Origin of the sequence: Sphingomonas sp. R647 (assembly GCF_020177055.1) — a bacterium.
GTDB lineage: Bacteria > Pseudomonadota > Alphaproteobacteria > Sphingomonadales > Sphingomonadaceae > Sphingomonas.
On sequence record NZ_JAIQXT010000006.1, the window covers coordinates 131,410 to 152,492 of the forward strand.

21 protein-coding genes are annotated in these 21,083 nt (G+C 65.9%); 14 read left to right on the top strand and 7 right to left on the bottom strand.

The annotated features are described in order from the left end of the window. The first annotated feature begins 95 nt into the window (after positions 1–95). Genes K9B35_RS16200 through K9B35_RS16210 form a run of 3 tightly spaced genes read left to right on the top strand, consistent with a single transcriptional unit; the run spans position 96 to position 2,224 of the window. A complete protein-coding gene (locus tag K9B35_RS16200; RefSeq protein WP_224923023.1) occupies positions 96–887 on the top strand; it encodes a VOC family protein in 792 nt (263 codons plus the stop codon). Beyond that, positions 884–1,543 carry a glutathione S-transferase family protein gene (locus tag K9B35_RS16205; protein ID WP_224923024.1) on the top strand — a complete coding sequence of 220 codons (660 nt, stop codon included), beginning with the start codon at positions 884–886 and terminating at the stop codon, positions 1,541–1,543. The genes K9B35_RS16200 and K9B35_RS16205 overlap by 4 nt, the downstream gene beginning before the upstream one ends. 12 nt (positions 1,544–1,555) lie before the next feature. Then, positions 1,556–2,224 carry a dihydrofolate reductase family protein gene (locus K9B35_RS16210; protein ID WP_224923025.1) on the top strand — a complete coding sequence of 223 codons (669 nt, stop codon included), beginning with the start codon at positions 1,556–1,558 and terminating at the stop codon, positions 2,222–2,224. Position 2,225: 1 nt separating this feature from the next. On the opposite strand, the gene K9B35_RS16215 is transcribed toward K9B35_RS16210, so the two are convergent. Beyond that, a complete protein-coding gene (locus K9B35_RS16215; protein ID WP_224923026.1) occupies positions 2,226–2,831 on the bottom strand; it encodes a J domain-containing protein in 606 nt (201 codons plus the stop codon). A gap of 36 nt (positions 2,832–2,867) precedes the next feature. On the opposite strand from K9B35_RS16215, the gene K9B35_RS16220 reads away from it, so the two are divergent. From K9B35_RS16220 to K9B35_RS16235, 4 genes are all read left to right on the top strand, one after another. Continuing rightward, positions 2,868–3,155 carry a BolA family protein gene (locus K9B35_RS16220; protein ID WP_224923027.1) on the top strand — a complete coding sequence of 96 codons (288 nt, stop codon included), beginning with the start codon at positions 2,868–2,870 and terminating at the stop codon, positions 3,153–3,155. Continuing rightward, on the top strand, positions 3,155–3,595 hold the full coding sequence (locus K9B35_RS16225) for an NUDIX hydrolase (protein WP_224923222.1): 441 nt from the start codon (positions 3,155–3,157) through the stop codon (positions 3,593–3,595). Before K9B35_RS16220 ends, K9B35_RS16225 begins: the two co-directional genes overlap by 1 nt. Next, entirely contained in the window at positions 3,595–4,494 is a 900-nt protein-coding gene (locus K9B35_RS16230; RefSeq protein ID WP_224923028.1) for a pirin family protein, read from the top strand. The genes K9B35_RS16225 and K9B35_RS16230 overlap by 1 nt, the downstream gene beginning before the upstream one ends. 196 nt (positions 4,495–4,690) lie before the next feature. Next, positions 4,691–5,578: an alpha/beta fold hydrolase gene (locus K9B35_RS16235; RefSeq protein WP_224923029.1), complete on the top strand. Its 888-nt coding sequence runs from the start codon at positions 4,691–4,693 to the stop codon at positions 5,576–5,578. On the opposite strand, the gene K9B35_RS16240 is transcribed toward K9B35_RS16235, so the two are convergent. Next, complete coding sequence (locus K9B35_RS16240; RefSeq protein ID WP_224923030.1) at positions 5,575–6,588, bottom strand: peptidase M48 family protein; 1,014 nt, start codon at positions 6,586–6,588, stop codon at positions 5,575–5,577. The genes K9B35_RS16235 and K9B35_RS16240 overlap by 4 nt on opposite strands. Positions 6,589–7,005: 417 nt before the next feature. On the opposite strand from K9B35_RS16240, the gene K9B35_RS16245 reads away from it, so the two are divergent. After that, entirely contained in the window at positions 7,006–7,242 is a 237-nt protein-coding gene (locus K9B35_RS16245) for a hypothetical protein (protein ID WP_224923031.1), read from the top strand. A gap of 365 nt (positions 7,243–7,607) precedes the next feature. Here K9B35_RS16245 and galU read toward each other — a convergent pair whose 3' ends face one another. Beyond that, positions 7,608–8,477, bottom strand: a complete 870-nt coding sequence (gene galU, locus K9B35_RS16250; protein ID WP_224923032.1) for a UTP--glucose-1-phosphate uridylyltransferase GalU — start codon at positions 8,475–8,477, stop codon at positions 7,608–7,610. Between the two features lie 98 nt (positions 8,478–8,575). On the opposite strand from galU, the gene K9B35_RS16255 reads away from it, so the two are divergent. Beyond that, positions 8,576–9,598 (top strand): NAD-dependent epimerase/dehydratase family protein, encoded by a 1,023-nt coding sequence (locus K9B35_RS16255; protein WP_224923033.1) that lies wholly within the window; start codon positions 8,576–8,578, stop codon positions 9,596–9,598. 167 nt (positions 9,599–9,765) lie between these two features. Here K9B35_RS16255 and K9B35_RS16260 read toward each other — a convergent pair whose 3' ends face one another. Genes K9B35_RS16260 through cysD form a run of 3 tightly spaced genes read right to left on the bottom strand, consistent with a single transcriptional unit; the run spans position 9,766 to position 13,309 of the window. After that, positions 9,766–10,497 carry a 3'(2'),5'-bisphosphate nucleotidase CysQ gene (locus K9B35_RS16260; protein ID WP_318245981.1) on the bottom strand — a complete coding sequence of 244 codons (732 nt, stop codon included), beginning with the start codon at positions 10,495–10,497 and terminating at the stop codon, positions 9,766–9,768. 2 nt (positions 10,498–10,499) lie between these two features. Then, positions 10,500–12,413 carry a sulfate adenylyltransferase subunit CysN gene (cysN, locus tag K9B35_RS16265; RefSeq protein WP_224923034.1) on the bottom strand — a complete coding sequence of 638 codons (1,914 nt, stop codon included), beginning with the start codon at positions 12,411–12,413 and terminating at the stop codon, positions 10,500–10,502. After that, on the bottom strand, positions 12,413–13,309 hold the full coding sequence (cysD, locus tag K9B35_RS16270; RefSeq protein ID WP_224923035.1) for a sulfate adenylyltransferase subunit CysD: 897 nt from the start codon (positions 13,307–13,309) through the stop codon (positions 12,413–12,415). Before cysD ends, cysN begins: the two co-directional genes overlap by 1 nt. Before the next feature lie 172 nt (positions 13,310–13,481). On the opposite strand from cysD, the gene K9B35_RS16275 reads away from it, so the two are divergent. Next, on the top strand, positions 13,482–14,795 hold the full coding sequence (locus K9B35_RS16275) for a UDP-glucose dehydrogenase family protein (RefSeq protein WP_224923036.1): 1,314 nt from the start codon (positions 13,482–13,484) through the stop codon (positions 14,793–14,795). Here the strand turns inward: K9B35_RS16275 and K9B35_RS16280 are convergent. Then, positions 14,792–15,577: a metallophosphoesterase gene (locus K9B35_RS16280; protein ID WP_224923037.1), complete on the bottom strand. Its 786-nt coding sequence runs from the start codon at positions 15,575–15,577 to the stop codon at positions 14,792–14,794. The two genes, K9B35_RS16275 and K9B35_RS16280, sit on opposite strands and share 4 nt — an antisense overlap. Positions 15,578–15,709: 132 nt before the next feature. Here K9B35_RS16280 and K9B35_RS16285 point away from each other — a divergent pair, with 132 nt between their 5' ends. The 4 genes from K9B35_RS16285 (at position 15,710) to asnB (ending at position 21,056) form a co-directional block, all read left to right on the top strand. Then, positions 15,710–16,819, top strand: coding sequence for an acyltransferase family protein (locus tag K9B35_RS16285; protein WP_224923038.1), 1,110 nt, complete (start codon positions 15,710–15,712; stop codon positions 16,817–16,819). A gap of 118 nt (positions 16,820–16,937) precedes the next feature. Then, positions 16,938–17,717, top strand: a complete 780-nt coding sequence (locus K9B35_RS16290; protein ID WP_224923039.1) for an FkbM family methyltransferase — start codon at positions 16,938–16,940, stop codon at positions 17,715–17,717. An 89-nt stretch (positions 17,718–17,806) separates the two neighbouring features. Next, positions 17,807–19,243 carry a hypothetical protein gene (locus K9B35_RS16295; RefSeq protein WP_224923040.1) on the top strand — a complete coding sequence of 479 codons (1,437 nt, stop codon included), beginning with the start codon at positions 17,807–17,809 and terminating at the stop codon, positions 19,241–19,243. A 4-nt stretch (positions 19,244–19,247) separates the two neighbouring features. Then, positions 19,248–21,056, top strand: coding sequence for an asparagine synthase (glutamine-hydrolyzing) (gene asnB, locus K9B35_RS16300; RefSeq protein ID WP_263622660.1), 1,809 nt, complete (start codon positions 19,248–19,250; stop codon positions 21,054–21,056). Positions 21,057–21,083: the final 27 nt, after the last annotated feature.

Consider the following 21,083-nt stretch of genomic DNA (forward strand, 5'->3'; position numbering starts at 1 on the left):
CTCGAGCCTTTAACGCTGCGCGTCGGGCACAGTGGACCCCGGCACAAGGCCGGGGTGACGGTTTCCTTTTCGAACGCGATCGAAGGAGCATGCATATGACCAACCCGCATGGCAGCTGGATCTGGTACGAACTGATGACCCCCGACGCGCAGGCATCCCGCGCATTCTACGAAGGTGTGGTCGGCTGGCGGATCGACGCCGACTCCTATGCCCCGGGCGGCGCGGAATACCGCATTCTCCATGCGGCGGACGGCGATGTCGGGGGCATGCTGACGCTCGGCCCGGACATGATCGCGGGCGGCGCGAAGGCCGGCTGGCTTGGCTATGTCGGGGTCGATGATGTCGACGCCAGCGTGGAACGGCTCAAGGCGGCGGGCGGGTCGGTGCATGTGCCGCCGACCGACATTCCCGGCGTCGGCCGCTTCGCAATGGTCGCCGATCCGCAGGGCGTCATCTTTTACGTGATGCGCGGCGCCAGCCCGGAGAGCAGCACCGCCTATGCCCGCTTTGGCGAGGGCCATGTCAGCTGGAACGAGCTGCAGACCAGCGACGCCGAGGCGGGCTTTTCGTTCTACTCCGCCGTGTTTGGCTGGGAAAAGGCCGGGGCCATGCCGATGCCATGGGGCGAGTACAGCTTCCTGCGCTGCAAGGATGCCGGCGACGATATGGACGTCGTATGGGGCGCGATGATGCCGCGGGAACTGGCCGAGCATCCGGTCGGCTGGACCTATTATTTCCGCGTGCCCGACATCGAAGCGGCGCATGCCAAAGTGGAGGAACTGGGCGGCACCCCGCACAGCGATCCGATGGAGGTGCCCGGCGGCGACCGCGTGTTCCACGCGACCGATCCGCAGGGTGCAATGTTCGGACTAGTCGCACCGAAATGAGCACTCCCGACCTCTACGCCCACCCCTTTTCCTCCTATTGCTGGAAGGCGCTGATCGCCTTCTACGAGCACGATCTGCCCTTCACGCTGCGCATGGTGTCGCCCGACGAACCGGAGAACAGCGCGCACTGGGCCGAGCTTTGGCCGTTCAAGCGCTTCCCGCTGCTGGTCGATGGCGATCTGGTGCTGGGCGAATCGAGTATCATTGCCGAGCATGTCGATCGCCTGTCGGGCACCCCGCGCCTGATCCCCGCCGATCCGGATGCGGCGTTGCAGGTGCGGATGCTCGACCGCCTGTTCGACCAGCAGGTGATGGACCCCGCCGCGCGGTTGGTGTTCAACGCGATCCGGCCAGCGGACAAGCGCGACCCGCTGGCAGACGAGCAGGTCGCGGCGCAACTCGCCACCAGCTATGCCTGGTTCGACGCGCATCTGGCGGGCCGCACATGGGCGGCGACGGCGGAGTTCACCCTCGCCGATCTCTCCGCCGCGCCCGCGCTGTTCTACGCCGACTGGATCATCCCGATCCCCGAAGCGCACGCCAATCTGCGCGCCTATCGCGCCCGGCTGCTCGCCCGCCCCTCGGTTGCGCGCGCGGTCGATGGCGCACGACCCTATCGACACTTCTTCCCGCTCGACGCACCCGACCGCGACTAAAGGACCGCAGACATGCCAAGACGTATCATCGGCGCCGCCTTCCTCAGCCTCGACGGGGTGATGCAGGCCCCCGGCGGCCCGGAAGAAGACTGGACCGGAGGCTTCGATCAGGGCGGCTGGCTGGCGGCCCTGTTCGACGAGGGAATCGGCAATCAGGTCGATTCGGTGTTCAAGCCGCCGTTCGATCTACTGCTCGGTCGTCGTACCTATGAGATTTTCGCCGCCCATTGGCCGTTCGCACCCGAGGGCGACGAGATCGGCGCGCTGTTCCGCACGATCCGCAAATATGTGCTGACCAGCCGCGATGCGCCGCTGGCGTGGGAGGGCAGCGAACGGCTCGCCGACCTCGATGCGCTCGCCGCGCTCCGCGACAGCGACGGCCCGAATCTGGTGATTCAGGGCAGTTCGACCCTCTATCCGCAACTGCTGGAACGTGGCCTGCTCGATCGGCTGGTGACGATGACCGCGCCGGTCGTGCTGGGCAAGGGCAAGCGGATGTTCGGCGACGGCACCCCGCCCCGGTCGCTCGAACTGGTCGAGCACCGCCTCACCCGCAACGGCATCGCGATGGCGACCTATGAAGTGAAGGGCGCGGTCGAACAGGCCGACTTCCAGTTCCCCGAACCCACCGCCGAGGAACTGGCGCGCCGCGCGCGGATCACTGCGGGCGAGGGCTGGTAAATTAGGCGAAGGCCGGCGAGCTTTTCAGCTGCTGATACGCCTCGATCACCTTTTGCAGGGCACCTTCATGGCTGCGGTCGCCGCCGTTGCGGTCGGGGTGATATTGGCGGACCAGATCCGAGTAGCGGCGGCGCAGCGCCATGCGGTCGGCATCGAGGTCGAGCGCGAGCACCTTCATCGCCTCCCGGTCCTTGCCCGATAGCGGCTTGCCGTCCTTGCGCTCGACCGGGCGGGCCGCACGGAAACGTGCGCCGATCGCGTCGAGCGGATCGGAAAAGTCGGCCCAGCGTGGCGGGCGGTCGGCGCCGCCGGTGGCGGTGAAGGCGCGCGATTCGGCTTCCCATCCGGCATAGGGGCGCTGTGCCGCGTGGATTTCCTCGGGGCTCATGCCGGAGAAATAATTGTAACCCGAATTGAACGCGCGGACATGCTCGAGGCACAGAAAGCGATAGGCGCCCGGCCCGTCGCCGCCGCGCGGCCCCGGCGCCACGGGTGCGCGAAACTCGCCCGGTTCGGCGCAGCCCGGTTCGGCGCACAGGCGACCGGGCGCCTCCACGCGACCGTGGAAGCGGGCTTGGGGACGATCCTTGCGCGGCTCGCGAGACACTTAAACTCCGGGGCAAAAGCGGCCTATATAGGAGCGATGACCGACACTGCTACCGGCCCCGTTGCCACCGAAATCGCCGCCCGCCTGACCGGCGCGCTCGCCCCCTCAAAGCTGGAGGTGATCAACGACAGCGCGAAACATCGCGGCCATAGCGGCGATGATGGCAGTGGCGAATCGCACTTCACCGTGGTGATCGAAAGCGCGGCCTTCACGGGCAAGTCGCGGCTCGACCGCCAGCGGCTGGTCAATCGCGCGCTCGGCGACCTGATGATCGAACGCGTCCACGCGATGGCGATCCGCGCGAGCGCGCCGGGGGAGGCGTGATCCCGCGGCGGCCCCGCCCGGCCGCGCGCATCCTGTTGACCGATCGCGCGGACCGCGTGCTGCTGTTCCGCTTCACGCCCGACGATCGCCCACCCTTCTGGTGCACGCCCGGCGGCGCGCTCGACCCCGGCGAAAGCTATGCTGAGGCAGCCCGGCGCGAGCTGCGCGAGGAAACCGGCCTCGACCTCGATTGCGGGCCGGAGGTCGCGCGGCGCGAGGTTGAGTTCATCACGATCGAGGGTGATCCGGTCAGCGCCGACGAACGCTATTTTGCCGTCGTCACCGACGTCACGCAAATCGATTGCGCCGCCCACACCGCGCTCGAACAACGCGTGATGTGCGAATGGCGCTGGTTCACGCGCGACGAACTCGCCGACCATGACGAACCCTATTTTCCCGAAGATCTGGGCGCGATGCTGGCGCTGCTGGAGACACGCTGATGACCGACGACCTGTTCATCCACACCATCCACCCGACCACGCACGACCTGGGCGGGTTCAAGGTGCATCGCACCCTGCCCTCGCGCCCGCGCACGATGGTCGGGCCGTTCATCTTCTTCGACCAGATGGGGCCGGCGCATCTGGAGGTTGGGACGGGCATCGACGTGCGCCCGCATCCGCACATCAACCTCGCCACCGTCACCTATCTCTTCGCCGGCGCGATCGACCATCGCGACAGCCTCGGCACGTTCGCGACGATCGAGCCGGGGGCGGTCAATCTGATGACCGCGGGCAATGGCATCGTCCATTCCGAACGCTCCCCCGCCGGCGAGCGCGCGGCGGGTCCGGAGCTGTCGGGCATCCAGACCTGGCTCGCGCTGCCTGAGCGGTTCGAGGAGATGGACCCGGCGTTCGAGCATGTCGCCAAGGCCGATCTGCCCATGATCGAGGACGGCGGGGTGAAGGCGCGGATCATCATGGGGTCGCTATGGGGGCAGCGCGCGCCGACCACGACCTATGCCGGGACGATCTACGCCGACATCCTGCTCGACCAAGGGGCGTGCGTGCCGATCGACGCGGCGGCGGAGGAGCGCGCGGTCTATCTGGCGATGGGACAGGCGCGGCTGGATGGCGTCGAGCTGGAACCGCAGACGCTGTACGTGCTGCGCCCCGGCATCGCGGCACGACTGAGTTCGATCGAGGGTGCCCGGGTGATGCTGTGCGGGGGCGATGCCTTTACCACCCCGCGCCATGTGTGGTGGAACTTCGTCTCGTCCGACCGCGACCGGATCAATCAGGCCAAGGAAGACTGGAAGGCCGGGCTGTTTCCCACGGTGCCGGGCGACGACAAGGAATTCATCCCGATCCCGGAGGTGCCAAAGACGGTCAGCTACCCCTGATCGCACATCTTTCTGCCGTCATGCTGACCCCGGATCAAGTCCGGGGTCAGCATCCACCCCGCCACCAGAAGCTCAGTCGCCTGTGGAGCGGTGGATCCTGAACCAAGTTCAGGATGACGAGTGGGGAAAAGGACTTGAACGTCCCAGTCGACGATGAAACAAACCGCACATTCGAAAAACAGCGGGAGAGGCGTCGATGTCGGCATTTGAACTTCAGCGAATCGCCCTGTCCACCGGGGTCGAACTCGACGTCGCGACCGCCGGCGACCCCGCCGCGCCCGCAATCATCCTCCTCCACGGCTTTCCCGAATCGCACCGCACCTGGCGGCACCAGATCCCGGAACTCGCCAAGACCCACTTCGTCATCGCTCCCGACCAGCGCGGCTTTGCGCGGTCGTCCAAGCCCGAGGGGGTCGAGAATTACACCCCGGACAAGCCGGTCGGCGACCTGCTCGCGCTCGCCACGCATTTCGGGAAGGACCGTTTTGTGCTCGTCGGCCATGACTGGGGCGGGGCGATTGCGTGGATGGCGGCGCTGCAGCATCCCGACCGGGTCGAGCGGCTGGTGATCGTCAACGCCCCCCACCCCTTCATCTTCCAAAAGTCGCTCTATGATGACATCGAGCAGCGCGCGGCGAGCCAGTATATCCGCGCGTTCCGCAACCCCGCGCTGGACGAACAGGTCGCGGCGATGGGCCTGGGGCGATTCTTCGACACCAGCTTTGCCAAGCATGTCGATCCGGCGCTGGTCGCGTCCGAACGCGCCGCCTACCTCGACGAATGGGGCCAGCCGGGCGCGATCACCGCGATGCTCAACTGGTACCGCGCCAGCGCAATCGTGGTGCCGGCGATGGACGAGACGCCCGCGCGGCCCGCGTTCCTCGACGCCCCCTTCCCGCCGCTGCGCATGCCGGTGCTGGTGATCTGGGGGATGCGCGACACCGCGCTGCTGCCGGTCCAGCTTGAAGGGCTCGACGCGCTGATCCCCGATTTGTCGATCGTGCAGGTCGATGCCGGGCATTTCGTGCCGTGGGAGAAGCCGAAGCCGGTCACCGACGCGATTCGGGAGTGGCTGGCCGCCTAGTCGCTCGGGACGAGCGGTCGCCAATCACCGGTCAGCGGCGAATCGCGCTCCGCCACGAATGGTGCCCCCGGCCCTTGCGCGGCGATTCGCGCTTCCTCGGCCAGCGCTACCTTCAGCCGGTCCTTCCAATGCGGGTGCGAGCGGAGCTGGAACGCGCCCGACCGCGCTTTGGCCACCGGATGCTGACGGAACCGGCTGGCGAGATCGGCCGGATAGCCGGCGCGGGCGAGCAAATGGACGGCGAGAATGTCTGCCTGCAACTCGGCCTGACGGAAAAAATCGGCGTTGCGGCCAAAGCCCGACAGGACGCCGAACTCCGCCCCCACCGCCTTCAACCGCTCGCGGTGACGCAGGATATTGTGCGCCAGCTCATGCGCGATCACCACCGCCACCAGATCGGCGTCGAATCGATCATAATAGCCCGAGCTGATCCGCACCATCTCGCCATTGGCACTGGCCTCGAGCGCGGCCGTGATCGCCAGTTCGTACCGCGTCCGGCACGCCGGAACGGGCCGAATCGTCAGCGTCAGCCGCGCGCCGTTGCGCAGCAGCTCGACCCGAATCGGTGCAGCGGGCGGCAGCGCCGCGACGGCAGTCCAGAAGGCGACGAGCCGGTCGGTCGAGGGCGCGCCCTCACCCTGAGGCGCGACTGCGACCGTCCCAAACTTCACGAGTGTGTCATCGGGCAGCACCCCCGCCTGCTCCGCCGGGCTCCCGGCCACCACCCCCTCGACCGCGACCGCCCCGGCAAAGCCGAAATGCGCCGCCACCGCCGGGCGCAGGCGCGGGGCATATTGGTCGAGCGTATGGATCTGGATGCCATGCCCGGCTTCCTGCTGGTCGCACAGCGCCGCATTGGCGGTGCTGAGGCGAAATCCGGCGCTGGCGAGGCGCATGTCGGCGGCGCGAAACCCCTCGAACAACGCGGCATCGCCAGCGCTTTGCGCGGACGCCAGCGGTGCCAGTGCGGTCATCAGGAAGAATAGGAACAGGCGGAATACACAACGCATGGCGCGGCTTATGCCCGATCGCGGATTGCGGCAAAAGCAGCGCGCTGGCCCCATGCGCCTCGCCTGGAACCCCGCGCGATTCGCCGCTGTCCCGATTCGGAATGCCGCACTGCACGAAAAACCGTTGCCCCGTCGCCACTATCGCGCCTGAATCTGCGCCGTGCGCGACCGAACGAGTTGACTGCGATGCCACAAAAACTTAACTGTTGTGGTGCAAAGGCCGTCGTGGCTGTTGCTTGGTTGCCGACTTGGCGCGCGTGAAATCGCTCGACGGATAGGGAACTGGACAATGACTATGGCGTTCTAGCCTCGACCGGGGGTTACTCAAATTAGGTGCTTTAACCTGTTGAGCTAATTCCGCGGCTGTGGCATAGGCACGCGCTACAACACTGCGTGAAAGATAAGAGGGAGCAATTTATGCGGTTGGCGAAGTTGATGATGGCCGTTGCGGCCTGTTCGCTTGCAACGACCCCGGCGCTGGCCGCGCCCCAGGCGTCGGTTTCGAGTGCTGAGGCTGCACGCGTTGCGACCCCGGCTGGTGAGTCGAACCTTCAGGACGGTGGTTTCCCCTTCCTGATCGTGTTCGTGGTGGTTGCAGTTGGCCTCGGCATCTATGCCGCGACCAGCGCTGACGACGAGCCCACCAGCCCGTAAGTCAGGTTGCAAAACGAGTTTTGAAATGGCGGCTTTCGGGCCGCCATTTTTTTGCGTGCTGCCCGGGCGAATCGGGCCGCGCCAGCATGCCACTTCTTCCGATCAAGCGAATCGAATCGCGGTGGTGCCGCACGGGGCTTTCCTACAAGTGCCGCGTGAGCGCATAGACTGGTCGATGCACCAGCGAATCGCCTCATCGCCCGGCGCAGCCGACGCCGAAACGGGGCGCGAATCAGGCTCGGCTCACCTTACGCCTCCAGATATGGCCATAGGTGTAAGCTCCGTCAGGCGGCAAAGCTGACAGGATCGCGCGCGTTGCCCATCACTTCGTCAGGTTCGAGCGCCGCGGCAGCCTCGCCAACGCTTCAGCGAATCAGGCCGCGCGCAAATTCCAGAACCGCCGGGCCAATGTCATCACGCGCCAGCGCAAGTGCCAGATTGGCCTGCGCATAGCCCGCCTTGTCGCCGCAGTCGTAGCGCGTCCCCTGGAACGTCACGCCATGGAACGGCTGGTCGCCGATCATCCGCGCCATCGCGTCGGTCAGCTGGATCTCGCCACCCGCACCCGCTTCCTGCGTCTCCAGCACGCGCATCACTTCGGGTTGAAGGATGTAGCGGCCGATCACCGCCAGATTCGACGGCGCGGTCCCGGGCTTGGGCTTTTCGACCAGCCCGTGCACCTGCGTCAGCGTGCCGTCGCGCGTCCCCGGCGTGATCACGCCATATTTGTCGGTCTGCGATCCGGGCACTTCCTGCGCACAGATCAGATTGCCGCCGACCTTGTTGTACGCATCAACCATCTGCTTGAGGCAGCCCGGCTGCCCGACCATAAAGTCATCGGCGAGCAGCACCGCGAACGGCTCGTCCCCGACGATATCGCGCGCGCACCACACGGCGTGGCCAAGGCCCATCGGCTCCTGCTGGCGGACATAGGCGATCGATCCGGGCTTCAGCCGCGTATCCTCGAGAATCTCGAGCGACTTGCCGCGCGCCGACATCGTCGCTTCCAGCTCATAGGCGATGTCGAAATGGTCCTCGATCGCGGTCTTGCCGCGGCCGGTGACGAAGATCATCTGCTCGATCCCCGCCTCGATCGCCTCGTCCACGGCATACTGGATCAGCGGACGATCCACCACCGGCAGCATCTCCTTGGGCATCGCCTTGGTCGCGGGCAGGAACCGCGTACCGAGCCCGCCAACGGGAAATACGGCCTTGCGCAGCTTCTTGATCGTCATTCTCAAATCTCCTGACGCAGCGAATAGCCTATCAGGGCCGTAGAACAAGGCCGGGCTTTGGGTTAGGCGCGCGGCAAACCGCAAGGGAATGGATACCGATGAACGACCTCACCAACCGCCGCGTCCTCGTCACCGGGTCTGCGGGCTTCATCGGATTCCACACCTCCAGCCTGCTGCTCCAGTCGGGCGCGAAGGTGCTGGGGGTCGATAATTTCACCCCCTATTACGACCCGTCGCTCAAGGAGCGCCGCAACGAAATCCTGTCCAACCACGCCAATTTCGAACTGGCGCGCATCTCGATCGAGGATGGCGCGGCGCTGACGCAGGCGTGGCAGGACTTCGCGCCCGACGCGGTCATCCACCTCGCCGCACAGGCCGGCGTGCGCTACAGCATCGACCATCCGGCCGATTATGTCGGCACCAACATCGTCGGCACGTTCAACCTGATGGAGCTGGCGCGGCACAACCCCGTCCGCCACTTCCTCGCCGCCTCGACCAGCTCGGTCTATGGCGCGAACACGGCGATGCCGTTCGACGAGCTGCAGCGTACCCAGACGCCGATGAGCCTCTATGCCGCGACCAAGGGTGCGACCGAGCTGATGGGGCACAGCTATGCCCATCTGTTCGGTATCCCGATGACGTTCTTCCGCTTCTTCACCGTCTATGGGCCGTGGGGCCGGCCTGACATGGCGCTGTTCAAATTCGCCGATGCGATGCTGCGCGACGAGGCGATCGACGTGTACAATAACGGCGAGATGGCGCGCGACTTCACCTATGTCGACGATCTCGTCCGCTCGATCGTCGATCTGGTCTCGGCGGTACCCGGCAAGGAGCCGGTGGCGCATGACAGCCTGTCGCCCGCCGCTCCGTTCCGCGTCGTCAATATCGGCGGCGGCACGCCGACCCCGCTGATGGACTACATCGCCGCACTTGAGTCGGCGCTGGGCATGACCGCGAAGAAGAACTTCCTGCCGATGCAGGCCGGCGACGTCCCCGCCACCGAAGCATCGCCGGAATTGCTCCGCGCGCTGACCGGCCGCGTGCCGGCGACCACGGTGGAAAAGGGCGTGGCCGAGTTCGTCCGCTGGTACCGCGAGCATGTCGCGGCGGAGAAGGGCTGATCGCAAATCTATCCTCCCCCGCCAGGGGGAGGTGGCACGCGTAGCGTGACGGAGGGGGCGGAAGCACGCCGGCTAGAAGTTAGGGGGCAAGAGGCTCAAGGACACAGCCGTCCTCCCCCTCCATCGCCTTCGGCGACACCTCCCCCTTGCGGGGGAGGATTATTGCTTCACCCGCACACTCCGCTCTTCGCGACCAGTTCCAGCACCGGTGCCGCCCACTCACGGCGGCAGATGAGCAGGTCGGGAAGCGACAGCTCGGCTTCGTTGTAGCGGATCGGCGACCCGTCGATCCGCGAGACATGCAACCCGGCTGCAGCGGCGACTGCGGCGGGAGCGCAATTGTCCCACTGATATTGTCCGCCGGAGTGGAGGTAGATTTCCGCCTCCCCCAGCACGACCGCCATCGCCTTGGCCCCGGCCGATCCCATGCCGACCAGCTCGGCCCCGATCGCCGCCGCAACCTCGGTACAAAGCCGCGTCGCCCGGGTCCGGCTGACCAGCATCCGGGGCGTTGCTGCGGCCGGCGGCAGTTCCGGCGGCTGTGCGGTGCAGAGCGTGATACCGCGCCGGGGCAGCGCCACCGCGCCGACCGCGGCAACGCCGTCGATCGACAGACCGATATGCACCGCCCAGTCCTCGCGCCCCTCACCGAACTCGCGCGTCCCGTCGAGCGGATCGACGATCCACACCCGCCGCGAATCGCGCCGTGCCGAATCGTCCGCGGATTCCTCCGACAGGATCGGATCATCGGGCCGCGCGGCGCGGAGCAGGTCGAGGATCAGCGTATTCGCCTCGCGATCCCCGCGCGCCCCATCCGCGCCATCATCCTGGATCGCGCGCAGCAGCGCTCCGGCGGCATCCGCTACCTGGCGCGCAAGCACTGCATCATCGACCGCCATCGTCACAGCACCGGCGACCAGATGCCCAGGATATGCTCGACCACCAGATCGGCGGCGGCCTCGGGCGTCATGGCTTGCGTATCGATGCGAATCTCCGGGGTAATCGGCGCTTCATAGGGGCTGGAGATGCCGGTGAAATTTGCGATCTCGCCCGCCCGCGCCTTTTTGTAGAGGCCCTTCACGTCGCGGCGCTCGGCCTCTTCCAGCGGGGTGTCGACGAAGATCTCGAAGAACTCGCCTTCGGGCAGCATCCGCCGCACCAGTTCGCGCTCGGCCCGGAAGGGCGAGATGAAGGCGGTGAGGACGATCAGCCCGGCGTCGCACATCAGCTTGGCAACCTCGCCCACCCGGCGGATATTCTCGACCCGGTCGGCGTCGCTGAAGCCCAGATCCTTGTTCAGCCCATGGCGCACATTGTCGCCGTCGAGCAGGAAGCTGTGCTTGCCCAACGCGTGCAGCTTTTTCTCGACCAGATTGGCGATCGTCGACTTGCCCGATCCCGACAGGCCGGTGAACCACAACAGGCGCGGATGCTGGCCCTTTTGCGCGGCATGCGCCTCGCGCGTGATTTCCAGCGCCTGCCAATGGACATTCTGCGCGCGGCGCAGCGAGAAGTTGAGCATCCCCGCCGCGACCGTCGCGTTGGTCAGCTTGTCGATCAGGATGAAGCCGCCGAGGTCGTGGCTGTCGGCATAGGATTCGAACACGACCGGGCGGTCGGTATAGACCTCCGCCACGCCGATATCGTTGAGGGCCAGCGTCTTGGCGCTCAGCTCCGCCATGGTGTTGACGCAGATGACGTGGCGCGGCGGCTGCACCGTCGCACTGACCGTCTGCGTGCCGAGCTTGAGCCAATAGGCGCGACCGGGGAGCAGCTCCTCCTGATCCATCCACACGATCGTCGCCTGAAACTGGTCGGCGACCTCTGGGGGTGCGTCGGCCGCGACGACCACGTCGCCGCGCGAGCAATCGACCTCGTCGGTCAGCGTCAACGTCACCGACTGGTCGCGCCCGGCCTCCGCCAGATCGCCGTCATAAGTGACGATTCGCGCGACATGGCTGGTGCGGCCCGAGGGGAGGATGCGTACTGCATCGCCCGGCTTGACCGATCCGCTGGCGATGGTGCCGGCGAATCCCCGGAAATCGAGATTGGGGCGGTTGACCCATTGCACCGGCATGCGGAACGGGCGCGCCGCCGCGTCATCGCCGACCGGCACGGTTTCGAGATGATCGATCAGCGAAGGGCCGGAATACCAGGGCGTGTTCGCGCTGGTGCCGGTGATATTGTCGCCCTTGAACCCCGAGATCGGGATTGCGGTGAACGCCGTGATCCCGATGCTGTCGGCGAACGCGCGATAGTCGGCGACGATGCCATCAAACGTCGCCTGATCGTACCCGACCAGATCCATCTTGTTCACCGCCAGCACGATGTGACGGATGCCGATCAGGTGCGCGAGGAAGCTGTGCCGCCGCGTCTGGGTCAGCACGCCCTTGCGCGCGTCGATCAGGATGACGGCGAGGTCGGCGGTCGACGCACCGGTGACCATGTTGCGGGTGTACTGTTCATGCCCCGGCGTGTCGGCGACGATGAACTTGCGCTTTTCGGTCGCGAAGAAGCGATAGGCGACGTCGATCGTGATCCCCTGCTCACGCTCGGCGGCAAGGCCGTCGACGAGCAGCGCGAAGTCGATCTCCTGCCCTTGCGTCCCCACCCGCTTGCTGTCGGCTTCGAGCACGGCAAGCTGATCCTCGAAGATCATCTTCGAATCATACAACAGCCGCCCGATCAGCGTCGATTTACCGTCGTCCACCGACCCGCAGGTGATGAAGCGCAGCAGCGATTTCGACTGATGCTGTTCGAGATAGGCGGAAATGTCGGACGCGATGAGCGCGTCGGGGCGGTAGGAGGAGGTCATCAGAAGTAACCTTCCTGCTTCTTCTTTTCCATCGACGCGGCCTGATCGTGATCGATCGCGCGGCCCTGACGCTCTGATGTCGTCGTCAGCAGCATCTCCTGAATCACGTCGTCCAGGCTCGCCGCCTCGCTCTCCACCGCACCGGTCAGCGGGTAGCAGCCAAGCGTGCGGAAGCGGATCGAGCGCATCACCGGCTCCTCGCCATCCAGCGGGAAGCGGTCGTCATCGACCATCAGCGTGAGGCCCCCGCGCACCACGGTCGGGCGCGGCGCGGCGAAATAGAGGGGGACGATCTCGATCCCCTCGGCCCGAATGTACTGCCAAATGTCGAGCTCGGTCCAGTTGGACAGCGGGAAGACGCGGATGCTCTCCCCTTTTGCCTTGCGCGCATTGTACAGCCGCCACAGCTCTGGCCGCTGCGCCTTGGGGTCCCAGCGGTGGCTGGCGGAGCGGAAGCTGAACACGCGCTCCTTCGCGCGGCTCTTTTCCTCGTCGCGCCGCGCGCCGCCGAACGCCGCGTCGAAGCCGAACTTGTCGAGCGCCTGCTTTAGCCCCTCGGTCTTCCACATGTCGGTGTGCAGCCCGCCATGGTCGAACGGGTTGATCCCGCGCGCCATCGCCTCAGGATTGTGGTGGACCAGCAACTCCATCCCGGCATCGCGTGCCGCCTTGTCGCGCAGATCGTACATCGCGCGGAATTTCCACGTGGTATCGACATGCAGCAGCGGGAATGGCGGCGGCGCGGGGAAGAACGCCTTCTTCGCCAGGTGCAGCATCACCGCGCTGTCCTTGCCGACCGAATAGAGCATCACCGGCCGCTCGGCCTCGGCAACCACTTCGCGCAGGATGTGGATGCTCTCGGCCTCCAGCCGGGCAAGATGTGTCAGGGAATTCATAGGCGGTCATCTATGGACCACGCCCGCCGCCTGCGATCTAGTATTTGTTTAGACCGCATCAGGCACGATGCGGGCCCTTGCGCCCTGCCCCTCAAACGCCATTTTTGGGTCGCATGGCGCGCTGCGGCTGTGCATAGGGCGGCGGAGAGCCGCGACGAAAGGGACACCAAGCGTGCGTATTGCGATGATCGGCACTGGCTATGTCGGCCTGGTTTCCGGGGCGTGCTTCTCCGATTTTGGGCACGACGTGGTTTGCGTGGACAAGGACGCGCGCAAGATCGAGCTGCTGCACCAGAATGTCATGCCGATCTATGAGCCCGGCCTCGCCGAGCTGGTCGCGTCGAACGTCAAAGCGGGGCGCCTGTCCTTCACCACTGACCTCGCCGAAGGGGTCAAGGGCGCGGACGCGGTGTTCATCGCGGTCGGCACGCCCAGCCGGCGCGGTGACGGTCACGCCGACCTCACCTATGTCTTCGCGGCGGCCGAGGAGATCGTCGCCGCCCTCGACGGCCCGGCGGTGATCGTCACCAAATCGACTGTACCCGTCGGCACCGGCGACGAGGTCGAGCGGATCGTCGCGCGGATCGCCCCCGACAAGGGCATCACCGTCGTCTCCAACCCCGAATTCCTGCGCGAAGGCGCGGCGATCGCCGACTTCAAGCGCCCCGACCGCGTCGTCATCGGCAGCGAGGATGAGGGCGCGAGCCAGGTGATGCGCGACATCTATCGCCCGCTCTCGCTCAACCAATCGGCACCGTTGCTGTTCACCGGGCGCCGCACCGCCGAGCTGATCAAATACGCCGCCAACGCGTTCCTCGCGGTCAAGATCACCTTCATCAACGAGATTGCGGACCTGTGCGAACAGGTCGGCGCGGACGTGCAGGAAGTGTCGCGCGGCATCGGCATGGACAACCGCATCGGGCGCAAGTTCCTCAACGCCGGCCCCGGCTATGGCGGATCGTGCTTCCCCAAGGATACGCTGGCGCTGCTCAAGACCGCCGACGACAATGAGACCCCGCTGCGGATCGTCGAGGCGACGGTGCAGGTCAATGACAGCCGCAAGCGCGCGATGGGGCGCAAGGTGATCAAGGCGATGGGCGGCGAAGTGCGCGACAAGACCGTCGCGATCCTCGGCCTCACCTTCAAGCCCAATACCGACGACATGCGCGACGCCCCCAGCCTGGCGGTGATCCAGACGCTGCAGGACGCCGGCGCGATCGTCCGCGCCTATGACCCCGAAGGCGTCGAACAGGCCCGCCCGTTGCTCAAGGACGTCGAATTCTCGGCGAGCCCCTATGCCGCGGCGGAGGGTGCCGACGCGCTGGTGATTGTCACCGAATGGGACGAATTCCGGGCGCTGGACCTTGGGCGAATGAAGAAGCTGCTCAGCACGCCGCTGCTGGTCGACCTGCGCAACATCTATCCCGCCGAAGAAGTGGCACGCGCCGGGCTGACGCTGGTGGGCGTGGGCAAGAAGGCGGACTAGCCCCGCGCACCTTCGGTCGCGAGATACCAACGCTCACCACCCTCGAGCGCCAGCGCGGTCAGCCGGCCAGTGGAGTAAGCGCCGGTGTCGATGCCGATGCGGTTGGGCAGCTCCTCGACCTCCGCCGCGATCGAGTGGCCATGGACCACGGTCGCGCCGAAATTGCCCCCGAAGTTGAGGAATTGCTCGCGGATCCAGCGCAGATCCTCGGGCTTTTGGCGGTCGAGCGCGACATGCGGCTTCACGCCGGCATGGACGAAGCAATAGTCGCCGATCCGCACCATGTCGGTCATCGCATGGAGGAAGGCGATGTGGTGCGACGGCACGCGCGGCAGGAAATCCTCGACCAGTTCATCGGCGAGGCCGCGGTCGATCAGTTCGAGCGGCGTGCCATAGCTCAGCAGCGTTTCCTCACCGCCGATACGCAGCCAGAAGCGCATGGTTTCGAGATTGCCGCCCAGCGCCTTGAGGAACACTTCCTCATGGTTGCCGAGCAGGAAGTCGACCTGGCGCTCGCCGAAATCGCGCGTCGCCAGCAATTCGACCACCGACGCCGAATCGGGCCCGCGATCGACCAGATCGCCGAGGAAGATGATTCGCGTCCGCGCATCCCCGCGCGCGGCATCATCGGCGTCGATCCGATCGAGCAGATCGGTGAGCAGGTCGTAGCGGCCATGAATGTCGCCGATCGCATACACGCGCTCGCCATCGGGCAACACCGCCGACGCCGACCGCGCCGCAGATGACGCTCCGAACATTCCCTTGAGCTTCGACAAGACCACGCAAAATTCCCGTTATTGCCCCGCAGATAGGCGCTTTGCCGCAGTGCCGCAATCAAGGCGACAGCTTGATTCTATTCCACTAAAGGAAGAGATTGTTACGAGGGTGAAATTATGGTCGAAAATGCGTCAGTTGTGAGCAATTCATCGACCAAGTTACTGCCGTCGCTCCAATATTTTCGCGCGCTCGCCGCGATCCTCGTCGTCGCCTATCACGCCGCTTGCGTGTTTGGCCCCGGCGGATATCAGCCGGTCCGCAGCTGGGAAGTCGGGTTGATGTTCGGCCATGCCGGCGTCGAATTGTTCTTCGTCCTCAGCGGTTTCATCATCTGCTGGATCCATTATGACCGGATTGGCGCGGCGGGCGAGGTGCCCGCCTATATCCGCAAGCGGCTGGTGCGCATCTATCCGCCCGTCGCGCTGGTCGTGATCGCCTGGGCGGTGCTCAGCTTTGTCGGCGGTATGCCGATGCGGCCGATCGAGTATCTGGTGTCGCTGACCCTGATCCCGTTCGACTTCACTTATGCGCCCCCCGCGCTGTGGACACTGACCCATGAGATGGCGTTTTACGCGCTGTTCCTGCTCGCCTTTATCCGCCGCTGGCTGTTCATCGCCGCGCTGCTCGCCTGGGGCGTGGCCGGCTATGTCCTGACGATGGTACCGGGTCTGAGCGAGGCGACCGCTGGGATTCCCCTCGTCGGATCGGCCTATGCCTTCCTCTTCTCGCTCGGCGTGCTGGCGTTTTTCATCGTTCGCGCGCGCCCGCAGATCCCGGCATGGGGCAAGATTGCGCTGGGCCTGCTCGGCCTCGCCATCTTTGCCTGGGCGGCGTCCCGCGATGTCGCGCTCCTGCTTGGCCCGGTCCCACCGGAGGGGGCAGAGCGCGCCGCCCGCGCGCTGACCCCGTGGTTCGGCATCGCGGCGACGATCTGGGTCGTCCTGCTTGCCGATCCCGCGATTCGATTTCGCGGGCGGCTGCATGCGGTGATGATGCTGCTCGGTAACGCATCCTACGCCATTTATCTGTGGCACGAGATTCCGCAGCGGGTGCTGGGGCGGCTGGTCGGTAGTGTCGGGCTGGCCGGGCCCGAGACGCGCGTGATTGCGATGGCGCTGATCATTGGCAGCGGCGTGGTGCTGGGCGTGCTGGTCTATCAGTTCGTCGAACGACCGCTGTTGCGCTGGATCAACGCGCGGCTGGATGCACGGGCGCAACGGACCGCGCCGATGGCCACCACCGCGTGATCCGCGCCAAGCGCGTGCAAAAAGCCGAAAATCCGCGTGCATCGCAGCAAGCTTCTGACTATTGCCGGTCGCGGCCCCGTCCCGCCGCATTCCGCGGCCACCCGCGTCGAGAAACCGAATGATTGGCAAGCTGCTTCGCGACTTTTTCGGGATTATCCGCGTGGCCGGGCCTGCGCGCGCGCTGCAATGGGCGGGCGCGGTGGCGGTGACGATGCCCGCCGCGCTCAAGACGCGTAACCTGCTCGCCGCCGACAAGGCGATGGGCACCGGCCCGTTCGTCGCGCGCCACGGCACCGCCAAGGCCCGGCTGGTGGGCGAACAGGCGTTCAGTGGCCTGCGCGAAATCTGGGTCCGCGAAGTCTATTCGCGCGACGGCTTTCTCAAGATTCCCGACAATGGCCTGGTCGTCGACCTCGGCGCCAATATGGGCAATTTCAGCGCGATGGCGCTGGCGAGCAACCCGACCGCGCGGGTGATCGCGGTCGAGCCCGGCGCGCGCAACGTCGCCAAGTTCAACGCGACAATGGCGGCCAACGGGTTCGCCGATCGCGCACAGCTGTGCCGCGCCTTTGTCGGCATCTTCAGCCCGCAGCAGATCAGCGACGTCGCCACTGACCCCAGCTATACCGATGCCGAGCGACTGTCCGAGCCCGATTTCATTGCCCGTTACGGCATCGACCGCATCGCGTTCCTGAAATGCGATATCGAGGGCAGCGAGTATTTCCTGCTCGATCCGCAGAGCCGGTTGCTCGACATGGCCGACCGGATCGGGATCGAGGTCCATGCATTCGGCGGTGACGTAAAGGCGTTTCTGGCCGAGGTCGAACGCCGCGGCTTCACGCTCGATACCGTGATCTGGGACGGCGACGACTGCATCGCGCTGGCGTCGCGCAACTGATGGCGGCGCGCTCGTTGCCCTGGATGGTCCCGCAGGCGCGGAACCAGGTCGTTTCCGCGGCTTCGGTAGATGCCGCGCGGGAAGACCCCATGGCCGGGCTGATGCCGACCATTCAGGAGATTGGTGGCACCTTCGCGCTGCTGATCTTCTATGGCTTCCTGATCGCCTATGGCGCCGGGGCAACCACCTTTGCCAATTATGTCGGCCCTGTGCTGCTCTCGATCGTCGTCAGTTGGGCGATCTACCGGATGGTGCTGGCCAACCGATACACGCTGTGGTCACCGCTGCTATGGTATCGCATCGGCGTCGTCGGCTATCTCGGCATCGGGTCGCTCATAACCCTGTTCCTCAACGACGAGACGCGGGCGATGCTCGCGAGCTTTTTCGATTACTACCCGCGCGACGTGCTCAAATTCAACATCGTCGTCGCGGTGTTCCACGCGACATTGCTGGTGTTCGTAGCCGGAATCGTCGGCCCGCTCCGGGCACGCAGCCTAAGCCGCCAGACGCTGAAGTTCATTTCGCCCTGTAACCTGACGACAGAGACGATCGGCTTCACGTTCCTCGGCATCGGGACCGTGATCAACTATTTCCTGATCTATCCCGCCTCGCTTGAGATCATCCAGTTCACCCTGCCGAACATCATCGTTCAGCTCGGCCAGTTCGCCTATGTCGGCTATTTTCTCGTCGGCTATTGGGCGCTGCGGAATAATCGTCGGCGCTGGTTCTGGCTGATTTTCGCGCTGACCGTAATCGATTCGATCGTCGGCATCATCCAGCTCAGTAAATATGCCGCAATTTTCCCGGCGCTGATGCTGCCGATCGCCTATCTCTACCACAAGGTGACGTTCCGGCGGCTGCTGTTGATCGTCGGCATATTGGTGCCCTATTATTTCCTCGTCGCCGACATCGTCACCGAGGCACGCGGGCTGGTGACGCGCAGCGAAACGGGCCGCGCAGTGCTGTCCGAAACGCTTCAGGCGCTCAACGCGCGCGCCGCGGGCGTTGAGCAGACCCGGCCCAATGATCCGGACTATCAGATCGGCTGGGCGCGGCTGAGCTACGTCAACGCCGGTTCCTTTGCGATCAGCCTGTATGATCAGGGCATTCCGGGCGACACGCTGCGCGACATCTTCATCGTCTGGATCCCGCGCATCGTCTATCCGGACAAGCCGATCATCACCGATATCGGGCGCGACTTCACCTTCCGCGCCAACGGCAACTATAACTCGTCGACCAGCCCCAGCATCCCGGCCGAGGGTTATTGGACGTTCGGCTGGCTGGGGGTTGCGTTGTTCTCCGCGCTGATGGCGCCGGTGCTCGCATTGTGGTCGATCTACAACGTCGTCGCGTTGCAGCGGGAGTCGTGGCACTTGCTGCTGGTCGTCGCGCTCGGCCTGCGGACCGGATCGCGCATCGACGGGATGCTCGTGCCCGACATCATCGGCCCGATCAGCGCGGCAGTGGTGCTGCATCTGATGCTCTACTTCGCCAACCGGCTGCTACCGCCGCGAACGGACGCCTGATCCGATGTGCGGTATCGCCGGAATGTTCGCGCATCGCGACAGTGCGCTTGCAGTCGATCCCGAACGGTTGATCGCGATCCGCGACGCGATGGCGGCACGCGGGCCGGATGGCGTCGGGCTGTGGATCGACGCCGATGCCCGCGTGGGCCTCGCGCATCGCCGCTTGTCGATCATCGATCTGAGCGACGGCGGTGCGCAGCCGATGCGCGATGACAGCGGCCGCTATGCGCTCGTCTTCAACGGCGAGATCTACAACTACCAGACGCTGCGTGCCGAGATGGAGGCACAGGGCCACCGGTTCGCGAGCGGATCGGATACCGAAGTGCTGCTGGCGCTGTTCGCCGCGCACGGCCCGGCGATGCTGCCCCGCCTGCGCGGCATGTTCGCCTTCGCCATCTGGGACGCGGTCGAGCGGCGCATGACGCTGGCGCGCGACCCCTATGGCATCAAGCCGCTTTATTATGCCGATGCGCAGGGCCGGATCGCCTTTGCGTCGCAGGTGAAGGCGCTGGTCGCCGATCCGTCCATCTCGCGCGAGCCGTCGCCAGCGGGTCTTACCGGCTTTCACCTGATGGGGTCGGTGCCCGAGCCCTTCACCATCTACCGTGCGATCCGCGCCGTTCCGGCGGGCAGCTGGATCACGGTCGATGCCAATGGAGTCGGCGAACCCGTCCGCTATGCCTCGGTTGCGCAGGCGATTGCCGAGGGCCGAAATGGCGGCGCGGTCGATGTCGCCGAAGCGCTGCGCGACAGCGTGCGGCACCATATGGTCGCCGATGTCGAGGTCGGCGCCTTCCTGTCCGCCGGGGTCGATTCGGGCGCGCTGGTCGGCCTGATGCGCGATTGCGGGGCACAGCGCATCCGCGCCTGCACCCTCGCCTTCCCCGAATTTTCCGGGACCCCCGCCGACGAAGTGCCGGGCGCAGCATCGGTCGCCGCGCTGTACGGCGTCGAGCATCATGTCCGCCAGATCAGCGCCGAGGAGTTTCGCGGCGACCTGCCCGCGATCTTCGCGGCGATGGACCAGCCGACGATCGACGGGATCAACAGCTGGTTCGTGAGCAAGGCGACCCGGGAACTGGGGCTGAAGGTCGCGCTGTCGGGCCTTGGCGGCGACGAGCTGCTCGCGGGCTATTCGACCTTCCGTACCATCCCGCAGACGCGCCGCGTGTTCGGCCACGTCGCGCATGTCCCCGGTGCGGGGAGCGCCAGCCGGGCGTTGCTCAAGCTGCTCGCCCCCGGGCTGCTCGCGCGCAATCCCAAGCTTGCCGGGCTGCTCGATCTGCCGCGCAGCTGGGCGGGCACTTATCTGTTGCGCCGCGCGGTGCTGCTGCCGTTCGAACTCGACGGGGCGATCGACCCCGGCATGGCCGCACAGGGCCTCGCCGAGCTCGACCCCGAGGGGCTGATCGCAGCGACGATGACCCCCGATCCGGGCAGCGCCAATGGCCGCGTCGCCGCGCTCGAATCTTGCAATTACATGCGCAACCAGTTGCTGCGCGATTCGGACTGGGCGGGCATGGCGCATTCGCTGGAGATCCGCGTGCCGTTGGTCGATTTCACGCTGTTGCAGGCGCTCGCCCCGATCCTGCCGGGCCTGACCCCGGGCGCGGGCAAGGCGATGCTCGGCAACGCCCCCTCGACCCCGCTGCCCGACGCGATTCTCAACAAGCCCAAGACCGGGTTCGGCATTCCAGTTACCGGATGGCTGAAGGGCGCGACCCGCGACATCCGCACCCGCCGATCGGGCCGCGAATGGTCGGGCGAGGCGCTGGCGCGCTATTTCGGCGATCCCGCGCGCCTGGCAGCGTGACCATGACCGCCATCGCGGAGCCGCGCG